General features: G+C 63.4%; 17 protein-coding genes. 3 read left to right on the top strand and 14 right to left on the bottom strand.

The features are described 5' to 3' along the window. The first annotated feature begins 40 nt into the window (after nucleotides 1-40). Nucleotides 41-1,840 (top strand): hypothetical protein, encoded by a 1,800-nt coding sequence (locus ACO1XS_RS17385; protein WP_486391247.1) that lies wholly within the window; start codon nucleotides 41-43, stop codon nucleotides 1,838-1,840. A 168-nt stretch (nucleotides 1,841-2,008) separates the two neighbouring features. On the opposite strand, the gene ACO1XS_RS17380 is transcribed toward ACO1XS_RS17385, so the two are convergent. Together ACO1XS_RS17380 and putA are read right to left on the bottom strand one after the other, a co-directional pair. Beyond that, complete coding sequence (locus tag ACO1XS_RS17380; RefSeq protein ID WP_331573532.1) at nucleotides 2,009-3,157, bottom strand: branched-chain amino acid ABC transporter substrate-binding protein; 1,149 nt, start codon at nucleotides 3,155-3,157, stop codon at nucleotides 2,009-2,011. Between the two features lie 83 nt (nucleotides 3,158-3,240). Then, nucleotides 3,241-7,185 carry a trifunctional transcriptional regulator/proline dehydrogenase/L-glutamate gamma-semialdehyde dehydrogenase gene (putA, locus tag ACO1XS_RS17375; RefSeq protein ID WP_486391246.1) on the bottom strand — a complete coding sequence of 1,315 codons (3,945 nt, stop codon included), beginning with the start codon at nucleotides 7,183-7,185 and terminating at the stop codon, nucleotides 3,241-3,243. 290 nt (nucleotides 7,186-7,475) lie between these two features. On the opposite strand from putA, the gene ACO1XS_RS17370 reads away from it, so the two are divergent. Beyond that, a complete protein-coding gene (locus ACO1XS_RS17370) occupies nucleotides 7,476-7,670 on the top strand; it encodes a hypothetical protein (RefSeq protein ID WP_331573536.1) in 195 nt (64 codons plus the stop codon). 355 nt (nucleotides 7,671-8,025) lie between these two features. Here ACO1XS_RS17370 and ACO1XS_RS17365 read toward each other — a convergent pair whose 3' ends face one another. After that, a complete protein-coding gene (locus tag ACO1XS_RS17365) occupies nucleotides 8,026-10,350 on the bottom strand; it encodes a primosomal protein N' (RefSeq protein ID WP_486391245.1) in 2,325 nt (774 codons plus the stop codon). Between the two features lie 440 nt (nucleotides 10,351-10,790). After that, nucleotides 10,791-11,888 carry a uroporphyrinogen decarboxylase gene (gene hemE / locus ACO1XS_RS17360; protein WP_331573540.1) on the bottom strand — a complete coding sequence of 366 codons (1,098 nt, stop codon included), beginning with the start codon at nucleotides 11,886-11,888 and terminating at the stop codon, nucleotides 10,791-10,793. Nucleotides 11,889-12,029: 141 nt separating this feature from the next. Here hemE and ACO1XS_RS17355 point away from each other — a divergent pair, with 141 nt between their 5' ends. Next, complete coding sequence (locus ACO1XS_RS17355) at nucleotides 12,030-12,824, top strand: transporter substrate-binding domain-containing protein (RefSeq protein ID WP_331573542.1); 795 nt, start codon at nucleotides 12,030-12,032, stop codon at nucleotides 12,822-12,824. An 819-nt stretch (nucleotides 12,825-13,643) separates the two neighbouring features. On the opposite strand, the gene ACO1XS_RS17350 is transcribed toward ACO1XS_RS17355, so the two are convergent. The 10 genes from ACO1XS_RS17350 to atpB form a co-directional block, all read right to left on the bottom strand. Next, nucleotides 13,644-15,380 carry an AMP-binding protein gene (locus ACO1XS_RS17350; protein ID WP_331573544.1) on the bottom strand — a complete coding sequence of 579 codons (1,737 nt, stop codon included), beginning with the start codon at nucleotides 15,378-15,380 and terminating at the stop codon, nucleotides 13,644-13,646. A 109-nt stretch (nucleotides 15,381-15,489) separates the two neighbouring features. Beyond that, on the bottom strand, nucleotides 15,490-19,068 hold the full coding sequence (locus tag ACO1XS_RS17345; RefSeq protein ID WP_331573546.1) for a hypothetical protein: 3,579 nt from the start codon (nucleotides 19,066-19,068) through the stop codon (nucleotides 15,490-15,492). A 526-nt stretch (nucleotides 19,069-19,594) separates the two neighbouring features. After that, nucleotides 19,595-20,023 (bottom strand): F0F1 ATP synthase subunit epsilon, encoded by a 429-nt coding sequence (locus tag ACO1XS_RS17340; RefSeq protein WP_331573548.1) that lies wholly within the window; start codon nucleotides 20,021-20,023, stop codon nucleotides 19,595-19,597. Between the two features lie 59 nt (nucleotides 20,024-20,082). Beyond that, nucleotides 20,083-21,477 carry a F0F1 ATP synthase subunit beta gene (gene atpD / locus ACO1XS_RS17335; RefSeq protein ID WP_331573550.1) on the bottom strand — a complete coding sequence of 465 codons (1,395 nt, stop codon included), beginning with the start codon at nucleotides 21,475-21,477 and terminating at the stop codon, nucleotides 20,083-20,085. 62 nt (nucleotides 21,478-21,539) lie between these two features. Continuing rightward, nucleotides 21,540-22,415, bottom strand: coding sequence for a F0F1 ATP synthase subunit gamma (gene atpG / locus ACO1XS_RS17330; protein WP_331573552.1), 876 nt, complete (start codon nucleotides 22,413-22,415; stop codon nucleotides 21,540-21,542). A 74-nt stretch (nucleotides 22,416-22,489) separates the two neighbouring features. Continuing rightward, complete coding sequence (gene atpA / locus ACO1XS_RS17325; protein ID WP_331573554.1) at nucleotides 22,490-24,031, bottom strand: F0F1 ATP synthase subunit alpha; 1,542 nt, start codon at nucleotides 24,029-24,031, stop codon at nucleotides 22,490-22,492. A gap of 55 nt (nucleotides 24,032-24,086) precedes the next feature. Next, a complete protein-coding gene (locus ACO1XS_RS17320) occupies nucleotides 24,087-24,626 on the bottom strand; it encodes a F0F1 ATP synthase subunit delta (RefSeq protein WP_331573556.1) in 540 nt (179 codons plus the stop codon). Between the two features lie 2 nt (nucleotides 24,627-24,628). Further along, entirely contained in the window at nucleotides 24,629-25,099 is a 471-nt protein-coding gene (locus tag ACO1XS_RS17315; protein WP_331573558.1) for a F0F1 ATP synthase subunit B, read from the bottom strand. A 138-nt stretch (nucleotides 25,100-25,237) separates the two neighbouring features. Next, a complete protein-coding gene (atpE, locus tag ACO1XS_RS17310) occupies nucleotides 25,238-25,507 on the bottom strand; it encodes a F0F1 ATP synthase subunit C (RefSeq protein WP_007180033.1) in 270 nt (89 codons plus the stop codon). A 79-nt stretch (nucleotides 25,508-25,586) separates the two neighbouring features. Continuing rightward, nucleotides 25,587-26,438: a F0F1 ATP synthase subunit A gene (atpB, locus tag ACO1XS_RS17305; RefSeq protein ID WP_486391244.1), complete on the bottom strand. Its 852-nt coding sequence runs from the start codon at nucleotides 26,436-26,438 to the stop codon at nucleotides 25,587-25,589. Nucleotides 26,439-26,468 lie beyond the last annotated feature (30 nt).

The following is a 26,468-nucleotide window of genomic DNA, read 5'->3' as shown; positions in this document are numbered from 1 at the left end:
AGACGGAGAACAAGGCCGCATCGGCAAGTCGGACAAAGACATGCCTGCGGGTTCGGCCCCGTCGCCCAGACCAAAAGAACTCAGCGGCGCGACGAACTTGCCGGCCCCGCGAGCGCAAGGCTCGCCCAGGCCGGCAGTCCGCGCGTCGGCGCCTTCGATCAGGACAGGTCGAGAGACTGAGCCGGTCGGCACCGGATTCACGTCGGACGCCGCGGTAAAAACGCTCGCCGATTATTTGTCGCGCAACAGACAAAAACTCGGAATCGTGCCCGCACAGCTTGCCGACACGGAAGCAATCGAAGACCGCCTCAAGAAAGGAAAGTCGCTACCGGTGCTGCCCGGTTACGAAACCTTGGCGGGTGTCATCGATCGCACGGGCAAGGTACATTCGAATGACCAAGCTCTTGTGCAATTGCTCGGGCAATTGCCCACGCGCACCCTTAGCCTTCTCCCCATTCCCAAGGAAGGCTTGCCAATTGCGATATTGGCGAAGAACCCCTGGACCGTTGACGCTCATGAGGCATACCTCACCGAAGAAATCATCGGACACTTCAAGGTCTCGGGAAAAATCCCCGACAAAAAGGAGCGCGTTTTCGAGTTCCAGGAAACAGTGGCTTGGCCATTCTTCCACGATCTAATCGCGGGCGACGCGCCGGCGCCCGCCAACAGCGCCCTCGCAGAAGGGATATTGGACCTACCAGGTTATGAGCTCGTCGTACCTGAAATCGGCCAGCGTACGCTCGATTCACTGAAAGACCATATCGCCGATCAGCGCCTGCGGCTCTTGAGCGTCGATCTTGCCGAGTTGCAGTACTCGGGGCGGGCGGACTGGAAGGATACCGCGACCTCGCTGAGCCTTTCGTCGATGATCGGCTCCGGCGGAGACTACGTGATCCACAGAGTCTTCCCCGAACACGTGTCGGGCAATACCGTTGCCTACATCGCAGAGAGCGCTGCAAAGGTATTCCTACTCCTCCTCACGGATATCGGGGATAACGCCATCGGCGAGTTGGAGACGGCTCGAGGCGATCTGTTGGCGAGCGGTATGACGCCCTCGCTCAAAACTTTCACCGGCGCGGAGAGCCTGCGCGAAGTGGCGATCAATCTATTGAAGGGCCGCGGCGTGCTTAACGGTGAGGGGCGCATCTATGCGAAACGAGCGCTTACCGCAGGTTTGAAGGGGGCCGCCACCGGCGCTCCATTCGCCACCGCTACTGGATTCGTCATCACGACCAATGGCATGGACCCGGTCATGCAAGCGCCGCTCGGGGGCATCTTGTCCACGGGATTCGCGCTGTCGATTCCGTTCGATTTCCGCTCCGCTGTGAAGCAAGTGCAGTCTGCCGTGCTCGTATTAATGGACGAGGGCAAGATACCGGTACCGCAGCGCGGCTTTGCCGACGAAGCGGAAAAGATGCAGTTTGCCCGCGATATAGCGCTTCAAGAGCTCGTCTCCCGGCAGAGCAACAGCTCGTCCGCAAGGGCCTTCACGGCGGCGCCACTCATAAACGGCGGGATACTGGCTTCGGTCATGCTGGGCGTTCCACCGGAAGTTGCCGAGATGGTGTTCATGGGCGGCGCGCCTCCCATGGAAAACATTTCGAAGTTGGTCGGCACCATCTGGGAAACAAAGGTCGAGCGCCCGCGTGCAATGGATCGCCTCAAGGGCTTGGTGCTGGCGACGCCCGGCGGATTCAACGAACCGGATCACGAAACAAAATTGGCCCGCTCTTTCGCGCGCCGCTGGCCGCGCGGCGTTGCCCGCGTCATCACGGCGGGTGCGAAGCCGCCCCGCCCGTCGTCACGCAGCATCGACACGGCAGAAACCGCGGGCGCGTAGCGATGCAACGTGGCAACGCTCATTGCGGCAAGCTCGGACTTGCTTTGAGTCGCCAGCGACGCCGATTGACTGTCATCGTGCCACTCGCTTCGCCTGAGCGCAAAAAACCCCGCGGAACGAACGCTCATTCCGCGGGGCGATTACCTTAGACGCTCGAACTCAGCCGGCTTACTTCCCGCCGATGCTTTGCAGCGCTTTCCACTGGCCGCCTTCGACCTTGTAGATCGTGATGCCGCCGTTCTTCAGATCGCCGCGCGTATCGTATGCGAGGTCCTTCGTCGTCACGCCCTGCATATCCGTCTTGGCCAGCACAGGCAGGTATTTGACCGGATCGGTCGAGTTGGCCTTTTCCATCGCCTTCATCATCGCCATCGCACCGTCGTAGGCGTACGGCGAGTAGGTTTCGACATCCTTGCCGAAGCGCTTCTTGTACTTCACGACATAGTCCTTGCCGCCGGGCATGTCGTCGAGCGGCAAGCCTGCCAGCGACGCGATCGTCCCTTCCGCGGCGTCGCCCGCGATCTTCAGGAACGTCGGCGTATGCACCATTTCGCCGCCCATCAGCGGCGCCTTGATACCGAGCGACTTCATCTGCTTGACCATCGGTCCCGCTTGCGAATCCGCCCCGCCGTAGTAGACGAGATCAGGGTTGACCGCCTTCAGCTTCGTCAAAATAGCCTTGAAGTCGACCGCCTTGTCGTTCGTGTACTCGCGATCGACGATCGTCGCGCCCGCCGCTTTGGCAGCCTTCGCGAATTGATCGGCAAGACCCTGGCCGTAAGCGGTGCGATCGTCGACGATCGCGATCTTCTTCATACCGAGGTTCTTCGCCGCGAAGGTGCCGGCCACCGAGCCTTGCTGCGTGTCGGAGGTCATCATGCGGAACGTCGTCTTGAAACCTTGCTGCGTGTACTCGGGCGCCGTCGCCATGGCGATCTGCGGAATGCCCGCGTTCGCGTAGATGCGCGAGGCCGGAATCGTCGTGCCCGAGTTGAAGTGGCCGAGCATGCCCTTGATGCCGTCATCGACGAGCTTTTGCGCGACCGTCGTACCCGTGCGCGGGTCGGCCTGATCGTCAGCCGAATCGAGCACGAAGCGCACCGGCTTGCCGCCGATCACGGGCTTCGTCGCGTTCATTTCTTCTACAGCCAGCGTAATGCCGTTCTGGAAGTCGGCGCCGTAGTGCGCCTGTGCACCCGTCATCGGGCCCGCAAACCCGAGCTTCACATCCTCGGCTTGCTGCGCGTGTGCGGTCCCCACCAGCGACATTGCCGCAACAACCGTTGCGCCCGCCATCTGTTTCATCTTGTGCTGCATATTTTCTCCTTGGTACCAGGTAGGTGTGGAGCGGCTCGGGTTGGCCGTACCGCCTCCGGCTTTGAACCGATCGAGAGGGTCGCTCAGCCGATCGTCATCAAATTCGCATTGCCGCCCGCCGCGGCCGTGTTCACGCTCACCGAACGCTCGGTCATGAGGCGCTCGAGCGCGTAATCCTCATCGCTGCCGTTGACAAACCCGTTCGTCGCGACGCCCTGCACCGAGACGATCGGCCCCGGGCGCTGCGCCACATCTTTCACGAGCGCGAGCAACTCGTCGCTGTCGCCCTCGAAAAGTACGGCATCGTACTGCGCATCGGCGCCCGGTTGCACGCTCGCATACGCTTTCAGTTGCGGCGGCAGAGCCGCAACGAGCGCCTCGCCCGCCGCGCCCGAGAACAGCGCGCGATTACCGGTGGCCAACACGGCCGCCAGTTGAGCGCGCGCGCCGCTCGGCGTCGTTGGCACGCAGCTCACGGTACCGCGCGCACCGAGCGTGTAGGTATTGCGCTCGCCCGTCGGCCCCGGCAGCACGGCCGTCGCGCCGACCGGCATGTTCTCCAGGTAGCCGTCGCACCGTGCGGCGAGGGCCGGTTCGCGCTCGGCGATCAACCAATCGCGCAGCGCCGTCAGTGCCGCGCGCGGATTTGCGCTACCGTTGCCGCTCGATTCTCGCGGCTGCGCATCGGACACGAGGACAGACGCAAGCGATTTCGGCAAGCCGGCCGGACGCTTGGCCAACAAGCGCTGCAAGTAGAGCGCGCCGCCCGCTTTCGGTCCCGTGCCGGAGAGGCCTTCGCCGCCGAACGGCTGAACGCCCACCACCGCGCCGATGACGTTGCGGTTGACGTAGATGTTGCCGACATGCGCACGGGCAATCACGTGCGCGATCGTCTCGTCGATGCGCGTATGGATGCCGAGCGTCAACCCGTAGCCCGTTGCCCGAATCTCCTCGAGCAATTGATCGAGTTCGCTGCGGCGGTAGCGCACGACATGCAGTACCGGCCCGAACACTTCGCGCTTGAGCTCGGCGATGCTGTCGACTTCGATCAGCGTCGGCGCCACGAACGTTCCGTGCGCACAGCTCTCCGCCAGCGGCAGTTGCGTCACCGCGCGCCCCTTCTCGCGCATCGCGGCGACGTGCGTATCGATCGTGCGCTTCGCCTCGAGGTCGATGACGGGGCCGACATCCGTCGACAGCCGGTCGGGGTTGCCGACCGTCAACTCGAACATCGCGCCCTTGAGCATCGTGAGCGTGCGATCCGCGACGTCGTCTTGCACGCAGAGCACTCGCAGCGCCGAGCACCGCTGGCCAGCCGAATCGAACGCCGACTGCATGACGTCGGCGACGACTTGCTCGGCAAGCGCCGACGAATCGACGATCATCGCATTTTGTCCACCCGTCTCCGCAATCAACGGAATCGGCCGCCCGTCCGCATCGAGGCGTTTGCCGAGCGTCTTGTTGATGAGGCGCGCGACTTCGGTGGAACCCGTGAACATGACGGCGCGCGTACGCGCGTCGGCCACGAGTGTTGCGCCAACCGTTTCGCCGTCGCCCGGCAGCAGTTGCACGGCGCCCGCGGGCACGCCCGCTTCACGCAGGATGCGCACGGCCTGCGCGGCGATCAGCGGTGTCTGCTCGGCTGGTTTGGCCAGCACCGTGTTGCCGGCGGCCAGCGCCGCGGCCACCTGTCCCATGAAGATCGCGAGCGGGAAGTTCCACGGGCTGATGCAAACGACGGGACCGAGCGGGCGATGCGTATCGTTCGAGAATTCGTCGCGAATCTGCGCGGAGTAGTAGCGCAGGAAATCCACCGCCTCGCGAATTTCGGAAATCGCGTTCGCGAGCGACTTGCCGGCCTCGCGCACGATGAGCCCCATCAGCGTATGCATCTGCGCTTCGAGCAGATCGGCCGCGCGGGCGAGGCAATCGGCGCGCGCTTCGACAGGCGTCGCCTGCCAGATCGGCGCGGCGGCCACGGCATGGACGAGCGCCGCATCGACATGCTCGCGTGTGGCTTCGACGACGACACCGACGATATCGCGCTGATCGGCCGGATTGCGGACCTCGCGCCCCGCGCCGGCCGCGGCCTCGCCGTCGCCGAGCATCGGCGCCGCTCGCCACGGGTGATGCGCGCTGGCCAGCAGCGCTGACGAAAGCGATGCGAGGCGATGCTCGTTCGACAGATCGAGACCCATCGAATTGACGCGCTCCGACCCGTAGAGATCGCGCGGCAGCGGAATCTTGGCGTGCGGCGCGCCGAGCGGCACGATCTTCGATGCCTCTTCGACCGGATCGCCCACGAGTGCCGCGACGGGCACCGATTCATCGGCGATGCGGTTCACGAACGAGGTATTGGCGCCGTTCTCGAGCAACCGCCGCACGAGGTACGCGAGCAGCGTCTCGTGCGTGCCGACGGGCGCATAGATACGGCACGGGCGATTGAGCTTGTCCCGTCCGGTCACTTCTTCGTAGAGCGGCTCGCCCATGCCGTGCAGACACTGGAATTCGTATTGGCCCGGGTAGTAGTTCTGCCCCGCGAGGTGATAGATCGCCGCCAACGTATGCGCATTGTGTGTGGCGAACTGCGGATAGACGGCATCGGGCGCACCGAGCAAGCGCTTTGCGCAGGCGAGGTACGAGACGTCGGTATAGACCTTGCGCGTGTACACCGGGTAGCCCTCGAGCCCGTCGACCTGCGCACGCTTGATCTCGCTGTCCCAATAGGCGCCCTTGACGAGCCGGACCATCACGCGATGACGGCTGCGGCGCGCAAGATCGATCACGTAGTCGATGACGTACGGGCAGCGCTTTTGATAGGCCTGCACGACAAAGCCGATGCCGTTCCAGCCGGCAAGCTCGGGATCGAAGCAAAGCGCTTCGAGCAGATCGAGCGAGAGCTCGAGCCGATCGGCTTCTTCTGCGTCGATATTCAGGCCGATGTCATAGCGGCGCGCCAATACCGCGAGTGCGCGCACGCGCGGCAGCAATTCGGTCATCGCGCGCTCTTGCTGCGCGCGCGAGTAGCGCGGATGCAGCGCCGACAGCTTGATGGAGATGCCGGGGCCTTCATAGATGCCACGGCCCCCCGCGGCCTTGCCGATCGCATGGATGGCCTGTTCGTACGATGCGTAATAGCGTTGCGCATCTTCCTCGGTCGTGGCGGCTTCGCCGAGCATGTCGTACGAGTAGCGAAAGCCGCGCGCTTCGTACTTGCGGCTGTTGGCCAGCGCTTCCGAAATCGTCTCGCCCGTCACGAACTGCTCGCCCATCAGGCGCATCGCCATATCGACGCCCTTTCGGATGAGCGGCTCGCCGCCCTTGCCGATGAGACGCGTCAGCGCAGACGACAACCCCGCCTCGCTGTTCGTCGTGACGAGCTTGCCCGTGATCATCAAGCCCCAGGTCGCTGCGTTGACGAACAACGACGGGGCATGGCCCACATGCGACTTCCAATCGCCCTTGCTGATCTTGTCGCGAATGAGCGCATCGCGCGTCGCGCGGTCGGGAATACGAAGGAGTGCTTCGGCCAGGCACATGAGCGCGACGCCTTCCTGGCTCGACAGCGAAAACTCATGGATGAGGCCCTCGACGCCACCGCCCGTGCGCTTGGCGCGCAATGCCTCGACGAGCCCCCCCGCCATCTTGCGGACCTCGGCCGAGAGCGCCGCAGGCAGCCGCGCCTCGCCGAGAAGGAATGGCACGCATTCGGGTTCCGGCCGCCGGTAGGCCGCCGTGATCGCCGCGCGCAACACCGATTGCGGTTGCACACTCTGCGCGAAATCGAGGAACGGGTGCGGTGCGCCTTCGTCGTCATGCTCGGCGCCGGGCGCCGCGTCGGCGAAATCGGCGGCGTGGGTTGCGCCCGTCAACTCCGGGGGCAGTTGCCCGTGCTCGATCTTCTCGAGGTAGGCAAAGATGGCCTGCTTGATGAGCCAGTGCGGAGTGCGTTCGAGCCGCGTCGCCGCCTCTTTGAGCCTAGTGCGGAGCAGATCGTCGACTTTGACGCCAAGGGTGGTGCTAGCCATGATTCTTCGCTTGCCAGCCAGATGCCGGCCAATGATCAAAAGTTGGGCGAATCGTACGCCTCCCAATAAAAAGGTGCAACCGAATTGGAGATAGGGTTGCACCTCATGCCCTCCCTTGTCAGGTAAGGGTTTCAGCAGGAACGGCGCCCGGCCGCGGTGCCCCTCCCGCGCTCGGTGTTTTCCCTGAGCCTAAATCGTTACCAGCGCCCTCCGGAAGCGTTCGGGGCTGCCGTAAACACAGGTGAGCGCCCGGGCATCGGGCGCGGGCAACGGACAGGAAGGGAGGCGCAATGGAAAAGTGGATCGTACTCGGCAGCATCTGGATCATGACGGTCTTCTGCCTGGCGCTCTTCGTTCGAGGTGCCTCGCCCGCGATGAATCGCGCGATGGCCATCGCCCGAGTGCGTACCGCGCGGCTCGCCGCCGAGCAAGCGCAGCAGGCGCAGCGCGAAGGCGAGGCGCGACACGACGCCCAACGAATCTGACGACAACCCTATCGAAGCGCAGCATGCCCGTCGCGCCCGGGGTAACCGGGCATGCAGCAGGCCAAGCGAGCCGCCGGCCAATGGCCGAGAACAGCCGAAAACAGCCGCCAACCGCAGCAGCCGCAATGCGCAGCCCCCGGGACGAATAACGCGAGACTTCGTCATGCTTTGCTCACATGAGTGCCGCTCGTCGGCCAGATACCGGCAACCGCTCAAGCGGCGCCAGGCCGCCCCCGCCCGAGGCAGAACGCTTGCGCTTGCTGCCGCGAAACCCGGCTACGCTATCGATGTGCGCGCCCGCGCGCGTTCGGCCCGCAGCCGATTGCGATAAGTCGAGGCGCTGCGACCGTGCGTGTCAGATATCGACGGGATCGACTTCGAGTGCCCAGCGCAGCACGCCCTTGAGCGAGCGCAGCGCCGGCTGCCAGCCCCGCAACGTGGCTAGCAATGCCGCGCGCGAACCGCTTTCGACGAGCAACTGCGCCCGATGGACGTTGGCCACCTTGACGATCGTCATCGGCACGGGATCGTAGACGGTCACACGCTCCGCCGACTCCATGCCGCCGAGCGCGGCAGCCGCAGCCTTAAGGAAGCCGATCGCCGCCTCGAGCGTACGCGCTTCGGCCCGCAGTAGTGCCTGATAGACAAAAGGCGGCAGATGCGCCTCGCGCCGCTCGCCGAGCGTCGCGTCGGCGAAACCTCCGTAATCGTGACGCGCCAGCGCCTGATAGAGCGCGTGGCGTGCATAGCGCGTCTGAACCAGCACTTCTCCCGATAGCCCCGCTCGCCCCGCCCGCCCGCTGACTTGCATGAGCTGCGCGAACAGCCGCTCGCCGGCGCGAAAGTCGTGCGAAAAGAGCGCCGTATCCGCATTGAGTACGGCGACGAGCGACACGCGCTGAAAGTCATGCCCTTTGGCGATCATCTGCGTGCCCACCAGAACGTCGACCTCGCCGGCATGGACATCGGAGAACAGCGCCTGCGCGCTCCCCTTGCGGCGCGTGCTGTCGGCGTCGATGCGCAGCACGCGCGCGCCCGGCAAGAGCGTGGCGAGGGTTTCCTCCACGCGCTGCGTGCCGCGGCCGAGCGGCGCGATATCGACATTGCCGCACTCCGGACAGGCGCGCGGAACCCGCGACTCCCAGCCGCAATGATGGCAGCGCAGGGCGCGCTCGGGTTTATGGAGCACGACATAGGCACTGCAGCGCGGACAGCCGGCCAACCAGCCGCATGCATCGCACGAGAGCACCGGAGCGTAGCCGCGCCGATTCAGGAACACGAGGCTTTGCTCGCCGCGTTCGAGGCGAGCCTTGAGCGCGGCGACGAGCGGCGTCGAAAACCCCTCGACGCTCGCCCGGCCGCGTCGGCGTTCTTCCTCGAGATCGATCATCCGCACGGCCGGCAATGCGGAGTCGGCCACGGCCCGGCGCGTCAGCGTCAGCCGCCGATAATGCCCCTGCTGCGCGTGCCACCAGCTTTCGAGCGAGGGCGTGGCCGAGCCGAGTACAACCGGAATCGCGAGCTGTTTGGCGCGCCACACGGCGAGATCGCGAGCCGAGTAACGCAGCCCTTCTTGCTGCTTGTAGGCGGGATCGTGCTCTTCGTCGACCACGACGAGCGCGAGCCGCGGCATCGAGGCCAGCACGGCGAGGCGCGTGCCGAGCACGATACGCGCTCGGCCACGATGCGCGGCAAGCCAGCTTCGCGCGCGCTCGCCATCGGCCATGCCGCTATGCAGCGTGACGATGGCTTCGCCGCCGAGCCGGGCGGCGAAGCGCGCGCGGAACACGGCCTCGAACTGCGGCGTGAGGTTGATCTCGGGGACGAGCACGAGCGCCTGCGCATCGGGATGGCGCGCGAAGCGCTCCGCGAGCGCATGCAGATAGACCTCGGTCTTGCCGCTGCCCGTCACGCCGTGCAGCAGGAAGGGCGCGAAGCCTTCGGCCGCACCGATGGCCTCCACGGCCTGGCTCTGCTCGGACGTCAGCGTGGGCCGTGGCGCGCACGGTTGTGCAGGCGGCGCAGGCACGCCCGCTCCGGGTCCGGCATCGGTGGCATCGGTGGCATCGGTGGCATCGGTGGCATCGGTGGCATCGGTGGCATCGGTAACACCGGCCGCATCCGCGGCCGTTTCGATCGCCTCGATCCAGCCCTGCGACTGCCACGCTTCCAACGTCGCGCGCGCCTTCGAAAAATGCGATCTGGCCTCGCGAGCATCGAGTGGCCCCGCCTCCAGTGCGCCCGCGAGGCGCCGCAACGCGTTGGCGCGCGCCGGCAGCGTGGCCGGCAACGCTTCGCGTCCGGCCGGCGTGAGCCTGAACGAGATACCGGGCGCGAAAAGCCGCTCCCAGCGCGCGGGATCGCGCAGCACTTGAGGCAGCGCCGGTAACGCAACCTCGCCCACCGAACGCTGGTAATAATCCGCGGCGAACGCCACGAGGCGAAGCCATTCATCGGTGAACGGCGCACAGCCGGCGCAGACCAGTCGGACGTCGCGCAGCCGTTCGGACGGCACCTCCGTCGTCGTCACAACCTCGCAGATCAGCCCCACTATCTCGCGTCTGCCGAACGGCACCGCCGCGAGCATGCCCGCTTGCGGCGCGAGTGAGGACTCACACCGATAGTCGAACAGGGTCGGCACGGGATGATCGAGCGCAATCCGGGCGATCAGTTGCGTCATGCGGCAAAGGCCCGCGAGACCATGTAGCGGCCAGCTCGCTGCGCCCCGCATGCCGCTGAATCGAACTTAAAGTAAAACATCACATTCGCCGCTAAGTCGAGGATCTTGCTGGGGATTGCCCTACCCGCCGCGCCCCTGTGGATAACTTTGTTGAAAAGTACCCAGGCGTTGGCCGTCGAGTGGCGCGGCGACGGCCTTCCGTGGGCAACCGCACATATCTCCCACCGCCCGGAAACCCTTGTCGAACAAGGCCGGAGGGGGTCCGCTACAACGTTTGCAGCATCGCGTCAACTCGCTTTCGCTCTACCGCGCCGCAACGAGAAGAATGTGCATAAGTCAAGTCTTGACAACTTGGAAACCGCCGGTCGGCGCCGTTTTCAGCCCACGGCAGCCCTTAGAGCCAGAGCCCATTTCGCTGCGTTGCAATAAAAAGGACATGCTTATGTGGCAGGGGACTGTGCGCGCAGGGCGCGACTTGCTTGATGCACTTCGTCCACGAGTTCCGCGACGTGTTCGGGTGGGGTGAACTGCGAGATGCCATGGCCCAGATTGAATACGTGGCCGGAATGCGGGCCGAAGCGCTCGAGCACGGCTCGCGCCTCGGCGCGGATCGTCGCGGGAGGGGCGAACAGAACGGTGGGATCGAGGTTGCCTTGCAGCGCCACGCGATCGCCGAGGCGCTCGCGTGCGCGCGAGAGATCGGTCGTCCAGTCCAGCCCGACGGCATCGACGCCGGCATCGGCGATCTCTTCGAGCCACTGGCCGCCGCCTTTCGTGAACGTGATCACCGGGATGCGCGCACCGTCATGCTCCCGCCTCAACCGACGCACGACTTCGCCGGTGTAATGGAGCGAAAAACGCTGAAACACGCCGTCGGCGAGCGCACCGCCCCAGGTATCGAAAATCATGACCGCCTGCGCACCCGCCTCGATCTGCGCGTTCAGGTAGGCAGCCACGGCCTGCGCGTTGATTTCGAGGATCCGATGCATGAGATCGGGGCGGCTGTAGAGCATCGACTTCACCGTCCGGAAGTCGTCCGAGCCGGCGCCTTCGACCATATAGCAGGCAAGCGTCCACGGGCTGCCGGAGAAGCCGATCAGCGGCACGCGCTGGCGCCCTTGCGCGTCGGTCAACGCACGACGGATTTCGCGCACGGCATCGGTCACGTAGCCGAGCGTCGCCTCGATGTCGGGTACGGCCAGGCGCGCGACATCGGCCTCGTCGCGCACCGGGCGCGCAAAGCGCGGTCCCTCGCCGGCAGCGAACGACAGGCCGAGCCCCATCGCGTCGGGGACCGTCAGGATGTCGGAAAAGAGGATCGCCGCATCGAGCGGGTAGCGTTCGAGCGGCTGCAGCGTGACCTCGGTCGCGTAGTCGGGGTTTTTGGCGAGACCGAGGAAACTGCCCGCCCGCTCGCGCGTGGCGTTGTACTCGGGCAGATAACGGCCGGCCTGGCGCATCAGCCAGATGGGCGTGTACTCGGTCGGCTCGCGCAGCAGGGCGCGCAAGAAGGTGTCGTTGATCAGGGTCGAGGGCACGTTGGGTCTGGGAGGCGGCGCGGCTGGAAAAGCGCCCATTTTACCGGACGCGAGCGGGCGGCCGTCGCGCTCGCGACAAAAGCACGCAGGCAGAGTTTTGATGCTGCTACCATCGCCGCAAACTTCCAATCGGAGACCACGATGAGAAAAGCCACCCTTGCCTGCCTGCTCAGCCTTGCCTGCTCGGGCGCCGCGCTAGCCGACGCGACAGCGGACTCGGCAGCTGCGCCGCCGGCATCGCGCCTCGATGCGATCGCGGCGCGCACCACGCTGCGCGTGTGCACGACCGGCGACTACAAACCCTATTCGTTCCTGAAGCCCGACGGCACCTTCGAAGGAATCGACATCGATATGGCCGAATCGCTCGCGAAGTCGCTCGGCGCGAAGGCCGAGTTCGTGAAGACGACGTGGTCGAATCTGATGAAGGACTTCATCGCAAAATGCGATATCGCCGTGGGGGGCGTCTCGACGACGCTCGAGCGCCAGAAGCACGTGTTCTTCACGGAACCGTACATGATCGACGGGAAGACGCCGATCGCGCGCTGCGCCGACGCCGACAAATACCAGACGGTCGCTCAGATCGACCAATCGTCCACGCGTGTGATCGTCAATCCGGGCGGCACGAACGAGCGTTTCGCCAAGCAGTATTTCCCGCACGCGACTGTCACGGTCTACCCGGACAACGTGACGATCTTCAAGCAGATTCTGGCCGGCAAGGCGGATGTCATGGTGACCGACGCATCGGAAACGCTGCTGCAGCAAAAGTTGAATCCGGGCCTGTGCTCGATCCATCCCGACAAGCCGTTTCAATACGGGGAGAAGGCCTACATGGTCCCGCGCGGCGATGTCCCGTTTCAGCAATATGTCGACCAATGGCTGCATCTTGCCCGCGCAACGGGCGAGTTTCAGGCCATTTCCGATAAATGGCTGAAATGAAGGCGCGCCCCGAAGCGGCGTGAAGACGGGCCGCGCGGGGTGTCCCCGCTCCCCCCACATGCGCGGCGCGCCGTCGTCATGCTGGGGGTTGGCGCCAAGGAGGCTTGCGCTCGATCTTGACCATTCGGCAGCCGCGCGATTGCATGTAGCCGGCCACCGAGTCGCGGAGCGACGCCGATGCCAGCACAGCCCCACTCCGGAGATCGCGCGTCAACATGCGTCGCAATGCCAATGGCTCCTTCATCGTCTCGAAAGCCGTAGAGAAAAAGCAACGCGCAACATGTCTACTCGGGCATCGCCCTAAAAATGGCGATTTAGCATTTCGGGCTAAATTTTCCGGCTAATCTTTATATTGGTTTGCATGAAATGGAATATCCGGCAATTGACTCCCGCGCGCAATTGGCATGCAATTCTGTAATCGATACCAAGCCACTTGTGCATCGGAAATAATGACTCAATTTGCGCAAAATTCGGCAAAAAGTCCCGCCGCGCCTTGTCCCGCCTAGGTTACATCCTGAAACACTTTGTTACCGCGTCGCCCGGGCAATTCGCCCACAATGCCCCTCAACGGTTTCAACACAGGTGTGTTTCGACGTCCCAATATTTGCACTTTCTGAGTTCGTGCAATAATGATGCCGAAATCCGATCAGACAGATCGAATCCTTTTGGGTACATCTTTGCTGGAATCGTTGAGGCGCAATACATAGCACCTCATTGGTTCCTTCCTTGGTCTCCTCGCGCTAACCCCGTAGCGTGTGGTTTTTAGCGGGCCGCTGGCCCGCTTTTTTTTTGCCCGACGGGTTCGCCGCGCCACCGCCCTCAACAGGTCTTCGGCGAGGCGAGCCCGAGTTCCTCGACCATGCGCTCGCGCATGACGAACTTCTGCACCTTGCCTGTCACGGTCATCGGCATTTCGTCGACAAAGCGCACATAGCGCGGCACTTTGTAGTGCGCGATCCGGCCCTGGCAGTACTCGCGCAATTCGTCTTCGGTCATCTGCTCGCCGGAACGCAACGTGACCCAGGCGCAGACCTCCTCGCCATACTTGGCGTCCGGTACACCGAAGACCTGTACGCTCTGAATCTTCGGATGCTGGAACAAGAACTCCTCGATCTCGCGCGGATAGATGTTCTCGCCGCCGCGAATGAGCATGTCTTTCAGGCGTCCGACGATATTGCAATAGCCCTCGGCATCGATCGTCGCCAAGTCGCCGGTGTGCATCCAGCCGTCCTGAATCGCCTCGCGTGTGCGGGCATCGTCGTCCCAATAGCCGCGCATGACGGAGTAGCCGCGCGTCCAAAGCTCGCCAATCGTGCCAACCGGAACCGTCCGTCCCTCGGGATCGACCACCTTCGCCTCGAGATGCGGCTGGATGCGACCCACCGTCGACGTGCGCTTGTCGAGCGGATCCGTCGTCGCACTCTGGAACGAGACCGGGCTCGTCTCGGTCATGCCGTAGGCGATCGTGATTTCGGACAGGTGCATCCGTGCCACGACACGCTTCATCGTCTCGATCGGGCACGGTGAACCGGCCATGATCCCCGTACGCAGCGCTGTCAAATCGAACCGGTCGAAATCGGGGTGATCGAGCTCGGCGATGAACATGGTCGGTACCCCATGCAGCGCCGTGCAGCGCTCCTCCGAGACAGCCGCGAGCGTGGCGCCGGGATCGAACGCCTCGGCCGGAAATACCATGGTGGCGCCCGCGGAAACACAGGCCAACACGGAGAGCACCATGCCGAAGCAGTGATAAAGCGGAACGGGAATGCAAAGCGAATCGTTCTCGGTCAACCGCATGGCGCGGGCGATGTACCGCGCGTTATTGACCACATTGCGGTGCGTGAGTGTCGCACCCTTGGGATGGCCGGTGGTGCCGCTCGTGAACTGGATGTTGATTGCGTCGCCTGCCGAAAGCGTGGCACCGATTGCGTCCAGCGCGGCGGTATCGAGCGCCACGCGGCCTTTTTCGACGAGTTCGCAAAAGGTCAGCATGCCCGGGGCCGGCGTGTCGCCCATCCGCACCACCGTGCGCAGCTCAGGCAGGCGCGCGGCGTGCAGTTGGCCTGGCTCAGAGTCCGCGAGCTCCGGAGCCAGCGCACGCAGCATGTCGAGATACATCGACGTCTTGAAGCGCTCCGCCGCAACGATCGCCGTGCATCCCGATTTGTTCAGCGCATACTCGAGTTCCGTCAGCCGATAGGCCGGATTCACATTGACGAGAATGGCGCCGATACGGGCCGTGGCAAATTGCGTCATCAGCCATTCGACACGGTTCGGCGACCAGATGCCGACACGATCCCCACGCGCGATACCGAGTTCGGTGAAACCGGCGGCAAGCACGTCGACCTCTTCGGCGAACTCGCGCCAGGTCCAGCGAATGCCTTGCTCACGGAAGACCACCGCCGGGCGGTCGGGGAAGCGCTCGACCGTCGTACGCAGAAACTCGCCGATCGTCGCCTCCGAGAGCGGCGGATCGGTTTCTCCGCGGACATACGAGAGACCGTCTGACGGCGCGATCCGTGCACCGCGTTGATCCACGGCATGTTGGGTTGCCATTTCATCGTCTCCCGCGGCTGTCATTCTTTGGGGGATTCGATTGTCCCATTCGATGCCGGCAGACGCATCGTCACTTACCCGAAGCGCGGCGAGCGACTACATCCGGCGATCAGGCATTCGCCGGCGCATCGGCGAGCGGCGCCTTTGTGCCGATGCCCCTGCGGACAACGATCTTGAATCGGTCCTGGGGATCGTCCTTGACGGGCTCCGCTCGAAAGTACAGATTGCCGTGTCTGATGCCGCGCAGCCGGAAGGCGCCCGCGATGGCGGTCGCAAGGTAGTAAGGCAATTCGGACCGGGCGGCGAAAACCGGCACGATGTCTGTCGGTCCGAACTCGATTTGATTGATGTCATACGGGCGGAGCGCTTCTGCAATCAGCGACGACCACTCGGGGAGGCTTCGTCGTTCCAGCGGCGGCGGATTCTGGATATCCACAATCGTCGCTCGCTTGGCGTCCAGGTCGATTTCCACCGTAATCGCTCGCTTCGGCTCGTGCGACGTGAGCGTCACCCTCGGTTTGCGCTCCGTGGTGTCGGGATGGTGCGCCACGGTCGTACCGCGCCCGAGCCGGTTTGCCACCTTGCCCGGAGCATGGATACGAGGCAGGCCCCGGAACGGGATGCCTTGCGCAGGACGGTCAACCGGAACCCATGGCGTAGGCTTCGCTATCGTCCGGCCACGGTCGGCGCCAGCCGCCTTGGACATGCTGGGTTGATGCCGGCGGGCAGCCTTCGCGAAGAAGGCTGTCAGCGCAAGGCGCAGCGCGGCTTCGTTATCGGCCGCCTGGAAGCGGCCGTTGCGTTCGTTCACCGCATTCGCGGTCACCACCTGCCGGCCCTCCTCGCGCCATTGCCGCGCGAGCGGCGCAATCGCGCCGATCTGACGCGAATTGCCCGCTACGAACAACGGGCCGTCGAAGCCGGTCTCTCTCAAGCCGGGCAGCGGATCGTCAGCATTGGCGAGGACGGCCGCAGCCATTGCATCGTCCGGATACGACGCCAGCAGCTCCGAGACCAGCGTGTCGCCGGCAATCATGATGCGTGAGCCATCGAGCCGCTGCGACAACGCGCCCTCGGCCACCCGCTGCGTACAAAAAGCCTCGATGTGCCGGTGAAGCTGCTCGATAACGGCATGGCGTTCCGCCGCACTCATCTGTGCGGACGCGATGCGTTCCGGCGGGACGGAGAGGTCGGGCACCAGTACGGCGATGCCGTAGCGCTCGATGAGCTGCTCCATCCAGGCCGGATAGGTCATCTCGTCGTTGCCTCCAAGCCAAATCAACAGCGGCAACGAAGGCTCGTGCTTCGTCATGGCACCCGTCGAGGGCAACATCACCCTTCCCAAGGGCGTTCGCCGCCCGTTTTCCTCGTCCCGCGCATAATGCAGTCGCGCCGAGCCGACGGGGGTTGGCGGCGAAGTCTGCATGAGTTCGTATGCCGAATTCCAGCCCTTCGTCTCCCTGGCCTTCGCGGTTTGCACGCGCGCGAGGGCCGGCCCGCGCAGCGGCGAGACGGTTGCAAACACCGCCGAATCGCCAATTGCGACTGCGTCTCCATAGCGGACTGGATCGGTATAGCCCCGCGGATGCCCGGCGCTCGGACCTTCTAACGGGTGATTCAGATCGTGAAAGCGACCATCGAGCGTAAGATGCGCGTGCCGCTCGCGCTGCGCTACGAACACAGTGCCGTCCTCGAGACGAATGCGCTCCGCCATGGCCGGCGTTTCGTGCGCCCATAGACGGACCGTGCTGGATTCATCGGCGGCGTCATTGGGCACCTCGAGCCATCCGACGGCCGACTGCCGGCTGCCAGGCATCTGGATCCCGACCTCGATACCCGCACCGTCGGGAAGCCGAAGCAATTGATCGATGATCATGGGCTCTGGGTTGTCGACGCGCTCGTAGAGTCCCGACGGCCCGTGCTCCGTGTTGTGCAGCAGTAGTTCGCAATCCGCATCCGGGCCGACGAGAAGCTTGCGGGATCCGCTCGCGGGATCGACCTCCCAGAGCTCGTCGGATTCGCCCTGGCTTCTGCGCACGGCCAGCAATGAACCCTGCTCCGTCCACACGATCGGCTGCCTGCGTTCGGTGCCATGAGTGCGGCCCGCCTGCATGTCATCGCTGTGCCTGACGTTGCAAGTCCAGTCTGCGGCGTTTTCGCGCAACAACAGTTGTGGCTCGTCGGGATTGTCTACGCTCACGCAATGTATTTCGGTCGCACGCAGGCCTGTCTCCACGTCGATGCTGGCCGTAGTCACGAGAAATCGGCGCCCATCGGGAGACCACGGGCCAAGCTGCCGTTCGCCCGACTGAGAAAACGCGGGAACACTGCGCTCCCTCCCCGCGACGACGTCATGCAGCGTGACGACGCCCCGATGGTCGACGACGCTCATCATGCCGCCGGCTCCAGGCGCAACCTCGGCATGGACGACGCTCGAATCGAGCGACGTAAGCGGTTCCGCATCGGCCGGATCGAATTCGCCTTGCCATTTTCGGTGTGCATGAACCTGGCGTGTACCGTGCACGTCACGCATGAGCGTCAGCAGAAAGGGCGGCGCGTCGTCGAAGGGCTGCATCGCGCCGATGGGAACAATGGCGTTGTTGGCTATCTGCTCGCGCAACTGCGGCGAGGCGCGTGGCGGCTCCATGCCATCGAGTTCGAATGATCCCGGTAAAGAAAGGAGATCGACGAGCTTTTGGCGAATCTCGGGCAGGCGCTCTTCGAAGTCGGCCGATTTTTGCAGAACCGACATGATGACCGTGGCCGGAACGTGACCGTCGGTCGTGGAGGTATCGAGTTCGATCGATTCGAGTTCGACGTTCGGATCGAGGATTCGAAGAATTGCACGCATGACGTGCGGTGGCACGTTGGCGCCCGGCAACGCGGCCTTGTAGCCCTTCCACACGCCTGTCACTGCCTCGTTCACACTGACGAGCAGCCCGCCCGGCTTCAGCATGCGCATCTTCGTGATCATCGTCGCGGCGAAACGCGCCGGGCTGTCCGTGTAGGAACAGCTGCCGTAGAAGTCTGTCGCCACATCGAGCGATTCGAACATGTCCGAGGGCGGCGAAAACACATCGAGCGGCTGCCAGTCGGCCTCGACCGGTTTGCCGTTGATGCCGGCGTGATCGATAGTGGTGATGTCTATTCCGAGAACCTGCGCATAGAGCCAGGAGCGGTCGGACTTCTCGCGCTCAGCGAGCAGTTGCCGGTACTGGGCCGGGTCGTGATCCGGATCGATGAGCGCCGCCCTCAACTTGTGTTCGCGCGCGCGTGACGCCTGCCATTGATCCCTGCCGTGCTCGCGGTTAGCCGGCACGGGCTCATAGTTCGTCAGCGAGCGAATCGGCACCCTCAGACGCTGCGCGAGCGCGACGGTCGTCAGCATTTCGTTGTGGCCCGGCCCGGTGGACAGACAACCGATGGTCAACTCATCCGGAAGCGTTTGGCCGGCGAGTCGCGCGCTCGCCAGATCGAGGAATTGCCCGAGCTTGCGGTCGGTGTTCCACAGCAGCCTGTTGCGCAATGCTTCTCTGATCGTCACGTAGTTGCCGCTCATATAGCGGACGGGGTCCATCGCCGCGGCCCACGCGTCGGGGTCGTGCTCGCTCCATCCCTTCGATTCGCGGCGCGTGGGAGGTACAAGGTTCACCCATGGCTGATGCTGCTCACGACCAAAGTCGCGCATGCGGTGCTCGCGACGGATATCGTCCGCTGACTTGACTGTACGGTGACTTGGATAAGTGGCAGGCCGGGCGCCGGACACCTGGGCCAAACGAGTCCTGCGCACGGCACCTCTGGGCGGCCGTTGTCGCGTCGGCGATGGCGTTTGGTCGGTACTGGCAACGTCGCCCAATGCGCTCGCCGCTGCATCGCCGTTTTGCGGCGGTTGACCGCCGGACCGTCCTCTAACTTCGGATACCATGCTTGTCCACGCTCCCCTATGAGTGATTGACTCGCTCCCGCGCGTCGCGAATAGGTATGGGCGCAGGCAGGGACGTAGATATATTCCAATGCGCGGTATCAGGCGAAATGCGCGCGAATTTATCGACAGCAAAGCGTATGTCGTTGATCCGATTTCGCGCCTGTGTTCATCGGCTCGCGCTTGCAGGGAGCCGTCGCCGAGCTTGACGCTGAGTAAGGCATAAAAAAATGCCGTCCAGCTATTACGCCGGACGGCATTTCCAGGTGTTTAACGCCTGTTTTGCTTCTCGTCAGTGCTGCGTCGTGCGCATCTTCCGCAGCCGCTGAATCGCCGCGAGTTGCGCCACGGCATACGAGAGCTCGGCCTGCGCCGTCGCATACTCGAGGTTCGAGCCCGAGTTCTGCAACGCTTCTTCTGCGCGCTTGCGCGCCTGCTCAGCCTTCGCTTCGTCGAGATCCTTGCCGCGGATCGCGGTATCGGCCAGCACCGTCACGGCACCCGGCTGCACTTCGAGAATACCGCCGGCCACGAAGACGAATTCCTCTTCGCCGCTTTCGGCTTCGATGCGCACGGCACCCGGACGAATACGCGTGATGAGCGGCGTGTGGCCCGGCAAAATGCCGAGCTCGCCCGCCTCGCCCGGCAGCGCGACGAACTTCGCATGGCCCGAGAAGATCTGCTCTTCCGCGCTGACGACGTCTACTTTGATGGTTGCCATATTGATTCCTCAGCGGTCGGCGGAGTCAGTCCATTCGTACTGACTCCTGGGCCCGATCGTTACTGGATCTTCTTCGCCTTTTCGAAGGCTTCGTCGATCGTACCGACCATGTAGAACGCCTGCTCGGGCAGATGATCGCACTCGCCTTCGACGATCATCTTGAAGCCGCGGATCGTTTCCTTGAGCGGCACGTACTTGCCCGGGGAACCCGTAAACACTTCCGCGACGTGGAACGGCTGCGACAGGAAACGCTGGATCTTACGTGCGCGAGCCACCGAGAGCTTGTCTTCGGGCGACAACTCGTCCATCCCGAGAATCGCGATGATGTCGCGCAGTTCCTTGTAGCGCTGCAGCGTCTGCTGCACACCACGCGTGATCGAGTAGTGCTCTTCGCCGATCACGTTCGGGTCGATTTGACGCGAGGTCGAATCGAGCGGGTCCACGGCCGGATAAATACCGAGCGAAGCGATATCGCGCGAGAGCACGACCGTTGCGTCCAAGTGGCCGAACGTCGTAGCCGGCGACGGGTCCGTCAAGTCATCGGCAGGCACGTACACGGCTTGCACCGAAGTGATCGAGCCCGTCTTCGTCGACGTGATGCGCTCTTGCAGCTTGCCCATTTCTTCTGCCAGCGTCGGCTGATAGCCCACCGCCGACGGCATACGGCCGAGCAGTGCCGACACTTCGGTACCGGCCAGCGTGAAACGGTAGATATTGTCGACGAAGAACAGCACGTCGAGGCCTTCGTCGCGGAAGTGCTCGGCCATCGTGAGGCCCGTCAGCGCCACGCGCAGACGGTTGCCCGGCGGCTCGTTCATCTGACCATAGACGAGCGCGACCTTGTCGAGCACGTTCGAGTCCTTCATTTCGTGGTAGAAGTCGTTCCCTTCACGGGTACGCTCGCCCACGCCAGCGAACACGGAGTAACCGCCGTGCTCCTTCGCGATGTTGTTGATGAGCTCCATCATGTTCACGGTCTTGCCGACGCCGGCGCCACCGAACAAGCCCACCTTACCGCCCTTCGCGAACGGACAGATCAGATCGATAACCTTGATGCCCGTTTCAAGCAGTTCCGTCGACGGCGACAGTTCGTCGAACTTGGGCGCCTTCTGGTGGATTGAACGCTTGGTCGCGCTTTCGATCGGACCGGCTTCGTCGATCGGACGGCCCAGCACGTCCATGATGCGGCCGAGCGTCGGCTTGCCGACAGGCACGCTGATCGGCAAGCCCGTGTTCTTCACCATGATGCCGCGGCGCAGGCCGTCGGATGCACCGAGACAGATGGTGCGCACCACGCCGTCGCCCAGCTGCTGCTGAACTTCGAGCGTCAGTTCCGTGCCTTCGAGCACGAGGGCATCGTAGACCTTCGGCATGTTCTCGCGCGGGAATTCCACGTCGATCACCGCGCCGATGCACTGTACGATCTTGCCTTCTACCAAAGCAGTAGTACTCATCGCTTTTCCTTTAGATACTCAATTCTTCACTCGCGCAAGGGCGCAGTTCGGTACGAGGCGCGTCAGACCGCGGCAGCGCCGCCGACGATTTCCGACAATTCCTTCGTGATCGCAGCCTGGCGGCTCTTGTTGTACGACAGCTGCAGCTCGTTGATCACCGTCTTCGCGTTGTCCGATGCCGCCTTCATCGCGACCATGCGTGCCGATTGCTCGGACGCCATGTTCTCGGCTACCGCCTGGTACACGAGCGCCTCGACGTAGCGCACGAGCAACTCATCGACGACCGCCTGCGGATCCGGCTCGTAGATGTAATCCCACGCGGCGTTCGGCGTTGTCTTGTCGCTCTCGAAATGCTCGGCCGACAGCGGCAGCAACTGCTCGATCACGGGCTCCTGCTTCATCGTATTGATGAAACGCGTGTAGGCGAGATACACGGCCGAGACCTTGCCTTCCGAGTACAGATCGAGCTGCACCTTGACCGCGCCGATCAGCTTTTCCAGATGCGGCGTGTCGCCGAGCTGCACGACATGCGAGGCGACCTTCGCATGGAGGCGGTTCAAGAACCCGAACCCCTTGCTGCCGATCGCGGTGGCCTCGACCTTCTGGCCTTTGTCGTCGAGTTCCTTGATCTTTTGCAGCGACGCACGCATCACGTTCGTGTTCAAGCCGCCGCACAGACCCTTGTCCGTCGTCACGAGGATCAGGCCAGCCGCCTTCGCGCCTTCGTTCGACACCATGAACGGGTGACGATACTCGGGGTTCGCGCGACTCATGTGCGCTGCGATGTCACGGACTTTTTCAGCGTACGGACGGGCGGCACGCATGCGCTCCTGCGCACGACGCATCTTCGATGCGGCAACCATCTCCATCGCTTTCGTGATCTTGCGCGTGTTCTGCACGCTCTTGATCTTGCCGCGAATTTCCTTCATTCCAGCCATTGCTTGCTCCCTGATCGAAGCCGCGCGAACCGCTCGTTTCCGGCGAGCGCGGCTTCTAGGTCCCTATGCCTCGATCAATAAGCACCCGACTTCTTGAAGTCCTTCAGAGCGGCGTGCAGCGCGCCCTCGTCGTCCTTCGACAAGTCCTTCGTGTCTTCGATGCGCTTTACGAGATCGGCATGGCTCGTCTTCAGGTATTCGCGCATACCCTTTTCGAACGCAAGCACGTCCTTCACTTCGAGGTCGTCGAGATAACCGTTGTTCGCGGCGAACAGCGCGACGGCCAGCTCCCACACCTGAAGCGGCTGATACTGCGGCTGCTTGAGCAGCTCGGTCACACGGCGGCCGCGCTCGAGCTGCTTGCGGGTCGCTTCGTCGAGATCCGAGGCGAACTGCGCGAATGCAGCCAGTTCGCGGTACTGCGCCAAGTCGGTACGGATACCGCCCGAGAGCTTCTTGACGACCTTCGTCTGCGCCGCACCGCCCACGCGCGAGACCGACACACCGGCGTTGATGGCCGGACGGATACCCGCATTGAAGAGGTCGGTTTCGAGGAAGATCTGACCGTCGGTAATCGAGATCACGTTCGTCGGCACGAACGCCGTCACGTCGCCGGCCTGCGTTTCGATGACGGGCAGTGCCGTCAGCGAGCCGCTCTTGCCTTTCACTTCGCCGTTCGTGAACTTCTCGACATACTCTTCCGAAACGCGCGCGGCGCGCTCGAGCAGACGCGAGTGCAGATAGAACACGTCACCCGGATACGCTTCGCGACCCGGCGGGCGGCGCAGCAGCAGCGAGATTTGACGATACGCCCACGCTTGCTTGGTCAAGTCGTCGTAAATGATCAGCGCGTCTTGACCGCGATCGCGGAAGTACTCGCCCATCGTGCAGCCCGCGTACGGCGCGAGATACTGCATCGCAGCCGATTCGGAAGCCGAAGCGGCCACCACGATGGTGTATGCCATCGCGCCCGTCTCTTCGAGCTTGCGCACCACGTTCATGATCGACGAAGCCTTCTGGCCGATCGCGACGTAGATACAGATGAGGTCCTTGCCCTTTTGGTTGATGATCGCGTCGACAGCCACGGCGGTCTTGCCGCATTGACGGTCGCCGATGATCAGCTCGCGCTGGCCACGGCCGATCGGCACCATCGAGTCGATCGACTTCAGACCCGTTTGCACCGGCTGCGATACCGACTTACGCCAGATCACGCCCGGGGCGATCTTTTCAACGGCGTCGGTCATCTTCGCGTTGATCGGACCCTTGCCGTCGATCGGGTTGCCGAGCGCGTCGACCACGCGGCCGATCAGCTCGGGGCCCACGGGCACTTCGAGAATGCGGCCCGTCGTCTTGACGACGTCGCCTTCCGAGATGTGCTCGTACTCACCCAGAATCACGGCGCCGACCGAGTCGCGCTCGAGGTTCAGCGCGAGGCCGAACGTGTTGCCCGGGAATTCGAGCATTTCGCCCTGCATCACGTCCGACAGACCGTGAATGCGCACGATACCGTCGGTCACGGAGATCACGGTGCCCTGGTTGCGAACGTCCGCGCTCGCTTCAAGGCCCTGGATCCGGCTCTTGATCAGCTCGCTGATCTCAGAGGGATTGAGTTGCATTATTCGCTCCTGATGTTCAATTCTGTTGCGTGCCGCTGGGCATGTCGCGCATCGCTCAATTCGTGAGCGCTGTCTGCATGCCGGCGAGCTGCGCGCGGACCGAGGTATCGAGCACTTCGTCGCCAACCGTCACGCGCACGCCCCCGATCAGCGACGGATCCACCTGGACCGTCGACTTGAGCTTACGCTTGAACTTGCGTTCGAGACTGGCGGTGAGATCGGCGAGTTGCTGGCCTTCGAGGGCAAACGCGCTGACGATCAGCGCATCGGCCGCCCCTTCACGAGCGTTCTTCAATTCGTCGAACTGCACGGCGATTTCGGGCAACAGCGCGAGTCGGTGGTTATCGACGAGCATTTGCACGAAATTCTTCGCCGCCGGCGCATCCTTTTGCGGCGATTTGACCGCCGCGAGCAGAAGCTCGACGACTTGTGCGCGGCTCACCTTCGGGCTCGTGGCGACCGACAGCACTTCCGGCAGACGCGCAACCTGTGCCAGCTCCTGCACAAGAGCGGACCAGGCGGCGACGTCGCCACCCTCGGCAACGCCGAATAGCGCTTCCGCGTACGGGCGGGCGATGGTTGCAAGTTCGGCCATGATCAGAGCTCGGCTTTCAGTTGATTGAGCAATTCGGCGTGGGCCGCTTGATCGATCTCGCGCTTCAAGATTTGCTCGGCGCCCTTCACTGCGAGCGCGGCGACTTCGCCGCGCAGCACTTCGCGCGCCTTTACGATCTGTTGGTCGGCATCGGCCTTGGCCTGCGCAATGATGCGCGCCGCTTCGGCTTGCGCATTGGCCTTGATTTCGTCGGCCACGGAGAGCGCGCGCTTTTCGGCGTCGGCGATGCGCTGCTGACCATCGTTTCGGGCTTGGGCGAGCTCCTGATCGACGCGCTTGTGCGCGGCTTCGAGTTCCGTCTTGCCCCTTTCGGCGGCGGCCAGGCCGTCGGCGATCTTCCTCGCGCGTTCGTCGAGAGCGTTGATCAACGGCGGCCACACGAACTTCATCGTGAACCACGCGAGGATCAGGAACACGACCATTTGCGCAAACAGGGTTGCGTTGAGATTCACGGTGTTTCCTTAAACGTTGCTAGTTCGGAAAGTGAAACGGTAAGGCGCTCATCGACTTTCACGTTCGATCAGCGCCCAAGATCCGTTTCGCCCCTTGCGCCGACGCATGCCGCCGTCCGCGCAAACTTCCGAGAAACCTCAGCCTGCGAGCTTCGAGAGCAGCGGGTTCGCGAACGCAAACAGCATTGCCACACCGACGCCGATCAGGAACGCCGCGTCGATCAGACCGGCCAACAGGAACATCTTGGTCTGGAGCGGGTTCATCAGTTCAGGCTGACGTGCGCAGGCTTCGATGTACTTGCCGCCCATCAGGCCGATACCGATACAGGCGCCGATTGCACCCAGGCCGATGATGATGCCGATACCGATGGCGGTCAGACCTTGGATGTTGGCGATGAAAGCTTGCATGATCACTCCTTTGTAAATGACTTTTTAGAACTGGATTTAGAGAAACGAAAACGAATTCGCTGATGCAGGCCCTGTCGCGTCAATGCGTGTCGTGAGCCTGACCGATGTACACGAGCGTCAGCATCATGAAGATGAACGCCTGCAGCAACACGATCAGAATGTGGAAGACCGCCCACACGCTCCCCGCGATCACGTGGCCGATGAAGCCGAGGACCGTCGTGTCCGCGCCGAAATTCCAGAGACTGCCTAGCAAAGCGATCAGCAGGAACAGCAACTCGCCGGCGTACATGTTGCCGAAAAGCCGCATGCCGAGCGAAACGGTCTTGGCGACGAACTCGATGATGTTCAGTGCGAGGTTCGGGATCCACAGCAGCGGATGCGAGCCGAACGGTGCGGACAGCAGTTCGTGCAGGAAGCCGCCGGCGCCCTTGATCTTGAAGTTGTAGTAGATCATCAGCACGAACACGCCGAGCGCGATCCCGATGGTGCCGTTCAGATCGGCCGTCGGCACGATGCGGTGGTGCGAGATGACGCCCGACAGGCCCAACAGGCTAATGACGCGGCCCGGCAGGTCGACGGGGATGAAGTCGAGCGAGTTCATCAGCGCGACCCAGACGAACACGGTCAGCGCGAGCGGTGCAATAAACGCGCGATTGCCGTGGATCATCGACTTCGATTGATCCTCGACCATCTCGACGAGCATCTCGATAGCGCACTGGAAGCGCCCCGGCACGCCGGGCGTGGCCTTGCGCGCGGCAAGAAGCAGCACGAGGATGGTGATGACGCCGCAAACGATCGACCAGAACAGCGTGTCCAGATTCCAGACATGGATGTCGAAAATCGACGTCTGGTGCGAGGTGGAAAAGTTCTGCAAGTGATGCGCAATGTACTCGGACGGATCCGCCACGCGCGTGCCTTCGCTAGCTGCCATATCGTTAATGCCACCCAAATTGTCGAAAAT

Source organism: Trinickia sp., from assembly GCF_057351765.1.
This window is presented reverse-complemented; position numbering and strand designations above follow the sequence as displayed.

Excerpts from the sequence above, each read along its gene's own strand:
- ACO1XS_RS17340 (WP_331573548.1), bottom strand. The coding sequence starts at position 20,023 with ATGGCAACCATCAAAGTAGACGTCGTCAGCGCGGAAGAGCAGATCTTC.
- ACO1XS_RS17320 (WP_331573556.1), bottom strand. The coding sequence starts at position 24,626 with ATGGCCGAACTTGCAACCATCGCCCGCCCGTACGCGGAAGCGCTATTC.
- atpD (WP_331573550.1), bottom strand. The coding sequence starts at position 21,477 with ATGAGTACTACTGCTTTGGTAGAAGGCAAGATCGTACAGTGCATCGGC.
- ACO1XS_RS17345 (WP_331573546.1), bottom strand. The coding sequence starts at position 19,068 with ATGCGCGACTTTGGTCGTGAGCAGCATCAGCCATGGGTGAACCTTGTA.
- ACO1XS_RS17385 (WP_486391247.1), top strand. The coding sequence starts at position 41 with ATGCCTGCGGGTTCGGCCCCGTCGCCCAGACCAAAAGAACTCAGCGGC.
- atpE (WP_007180033.1), bottom strand. The coding sequence starts at position 25,507 with ATGCAAGCTTTCATCGCCAACATCCAAGGTCTGACCGCCATCGGTATC.
- ACO1XS_RS17355 (WP_331573542.1), top strand. The coding sequence starts at position 12,030 with ATGAGAAAAGCCACCCTTGCCTGCCTGCTCAGCCTTGCCTGCTCGGGC.
- ACO1XS_RS17350 (WP_331573544.1), bottom strand. The coding sequence starts at position 15,380 with ATGGCAACCCAACATGCCGTGGATCAACGCGGTGCACGGATCGCGCCG.
- putA (WP_486391246.1), bottom strand. The coding sequence starts at position 7,185 with ATGGCTAGCACCACCCTTGGCGTCAAAGTCGACGATCTGCTCCGCACT.
- ACO1XS_RS17365 (WP_486391245.1), bottom strand. The coding sequence starts at position 10,350 with ATGACGCAACTGATCGCCCGGATTGCGCTCGATCATCCCGTGCCGACC.
- ACO1XS_RS17380 (WP_331573532.1), bottom strand. The coding sequence starts at position 3,157 with ATGCAGCACAAGATGAAACAGATGGCGGGCGCAACGGTTGTTGCGGCA.
- atpB (WP_486391244.1), bottom strand. The coding sequence starts at position 26,438 with ATGGCAGCTAGCGAAGGCACGCGCGTGGCGGATCCGTCCGAGTACATT.
- atpA (WP_331573554.1), bottom strand. The coding sequence starts at position 24,031 with ATGCAACTCAATCCCTCTGAGATCAGCGAGCTGATCAAGAGCCGGATC.
- atpG (WP_331573552.1), bottom strand. The coding sequence starts at position 22,415 with ATGGCTGGAATGAAGGAAATTCGCGGCAAGATCAAGAGCGTGCAGAAC.
- ACO1XS_RS17370 (WP_331573536.1), top strand. The coding sequence starts at position 7,476 with ATGGAAAAGTGGATCGTACTCGGCAGCATCTGGATCATGACGGTCTTC.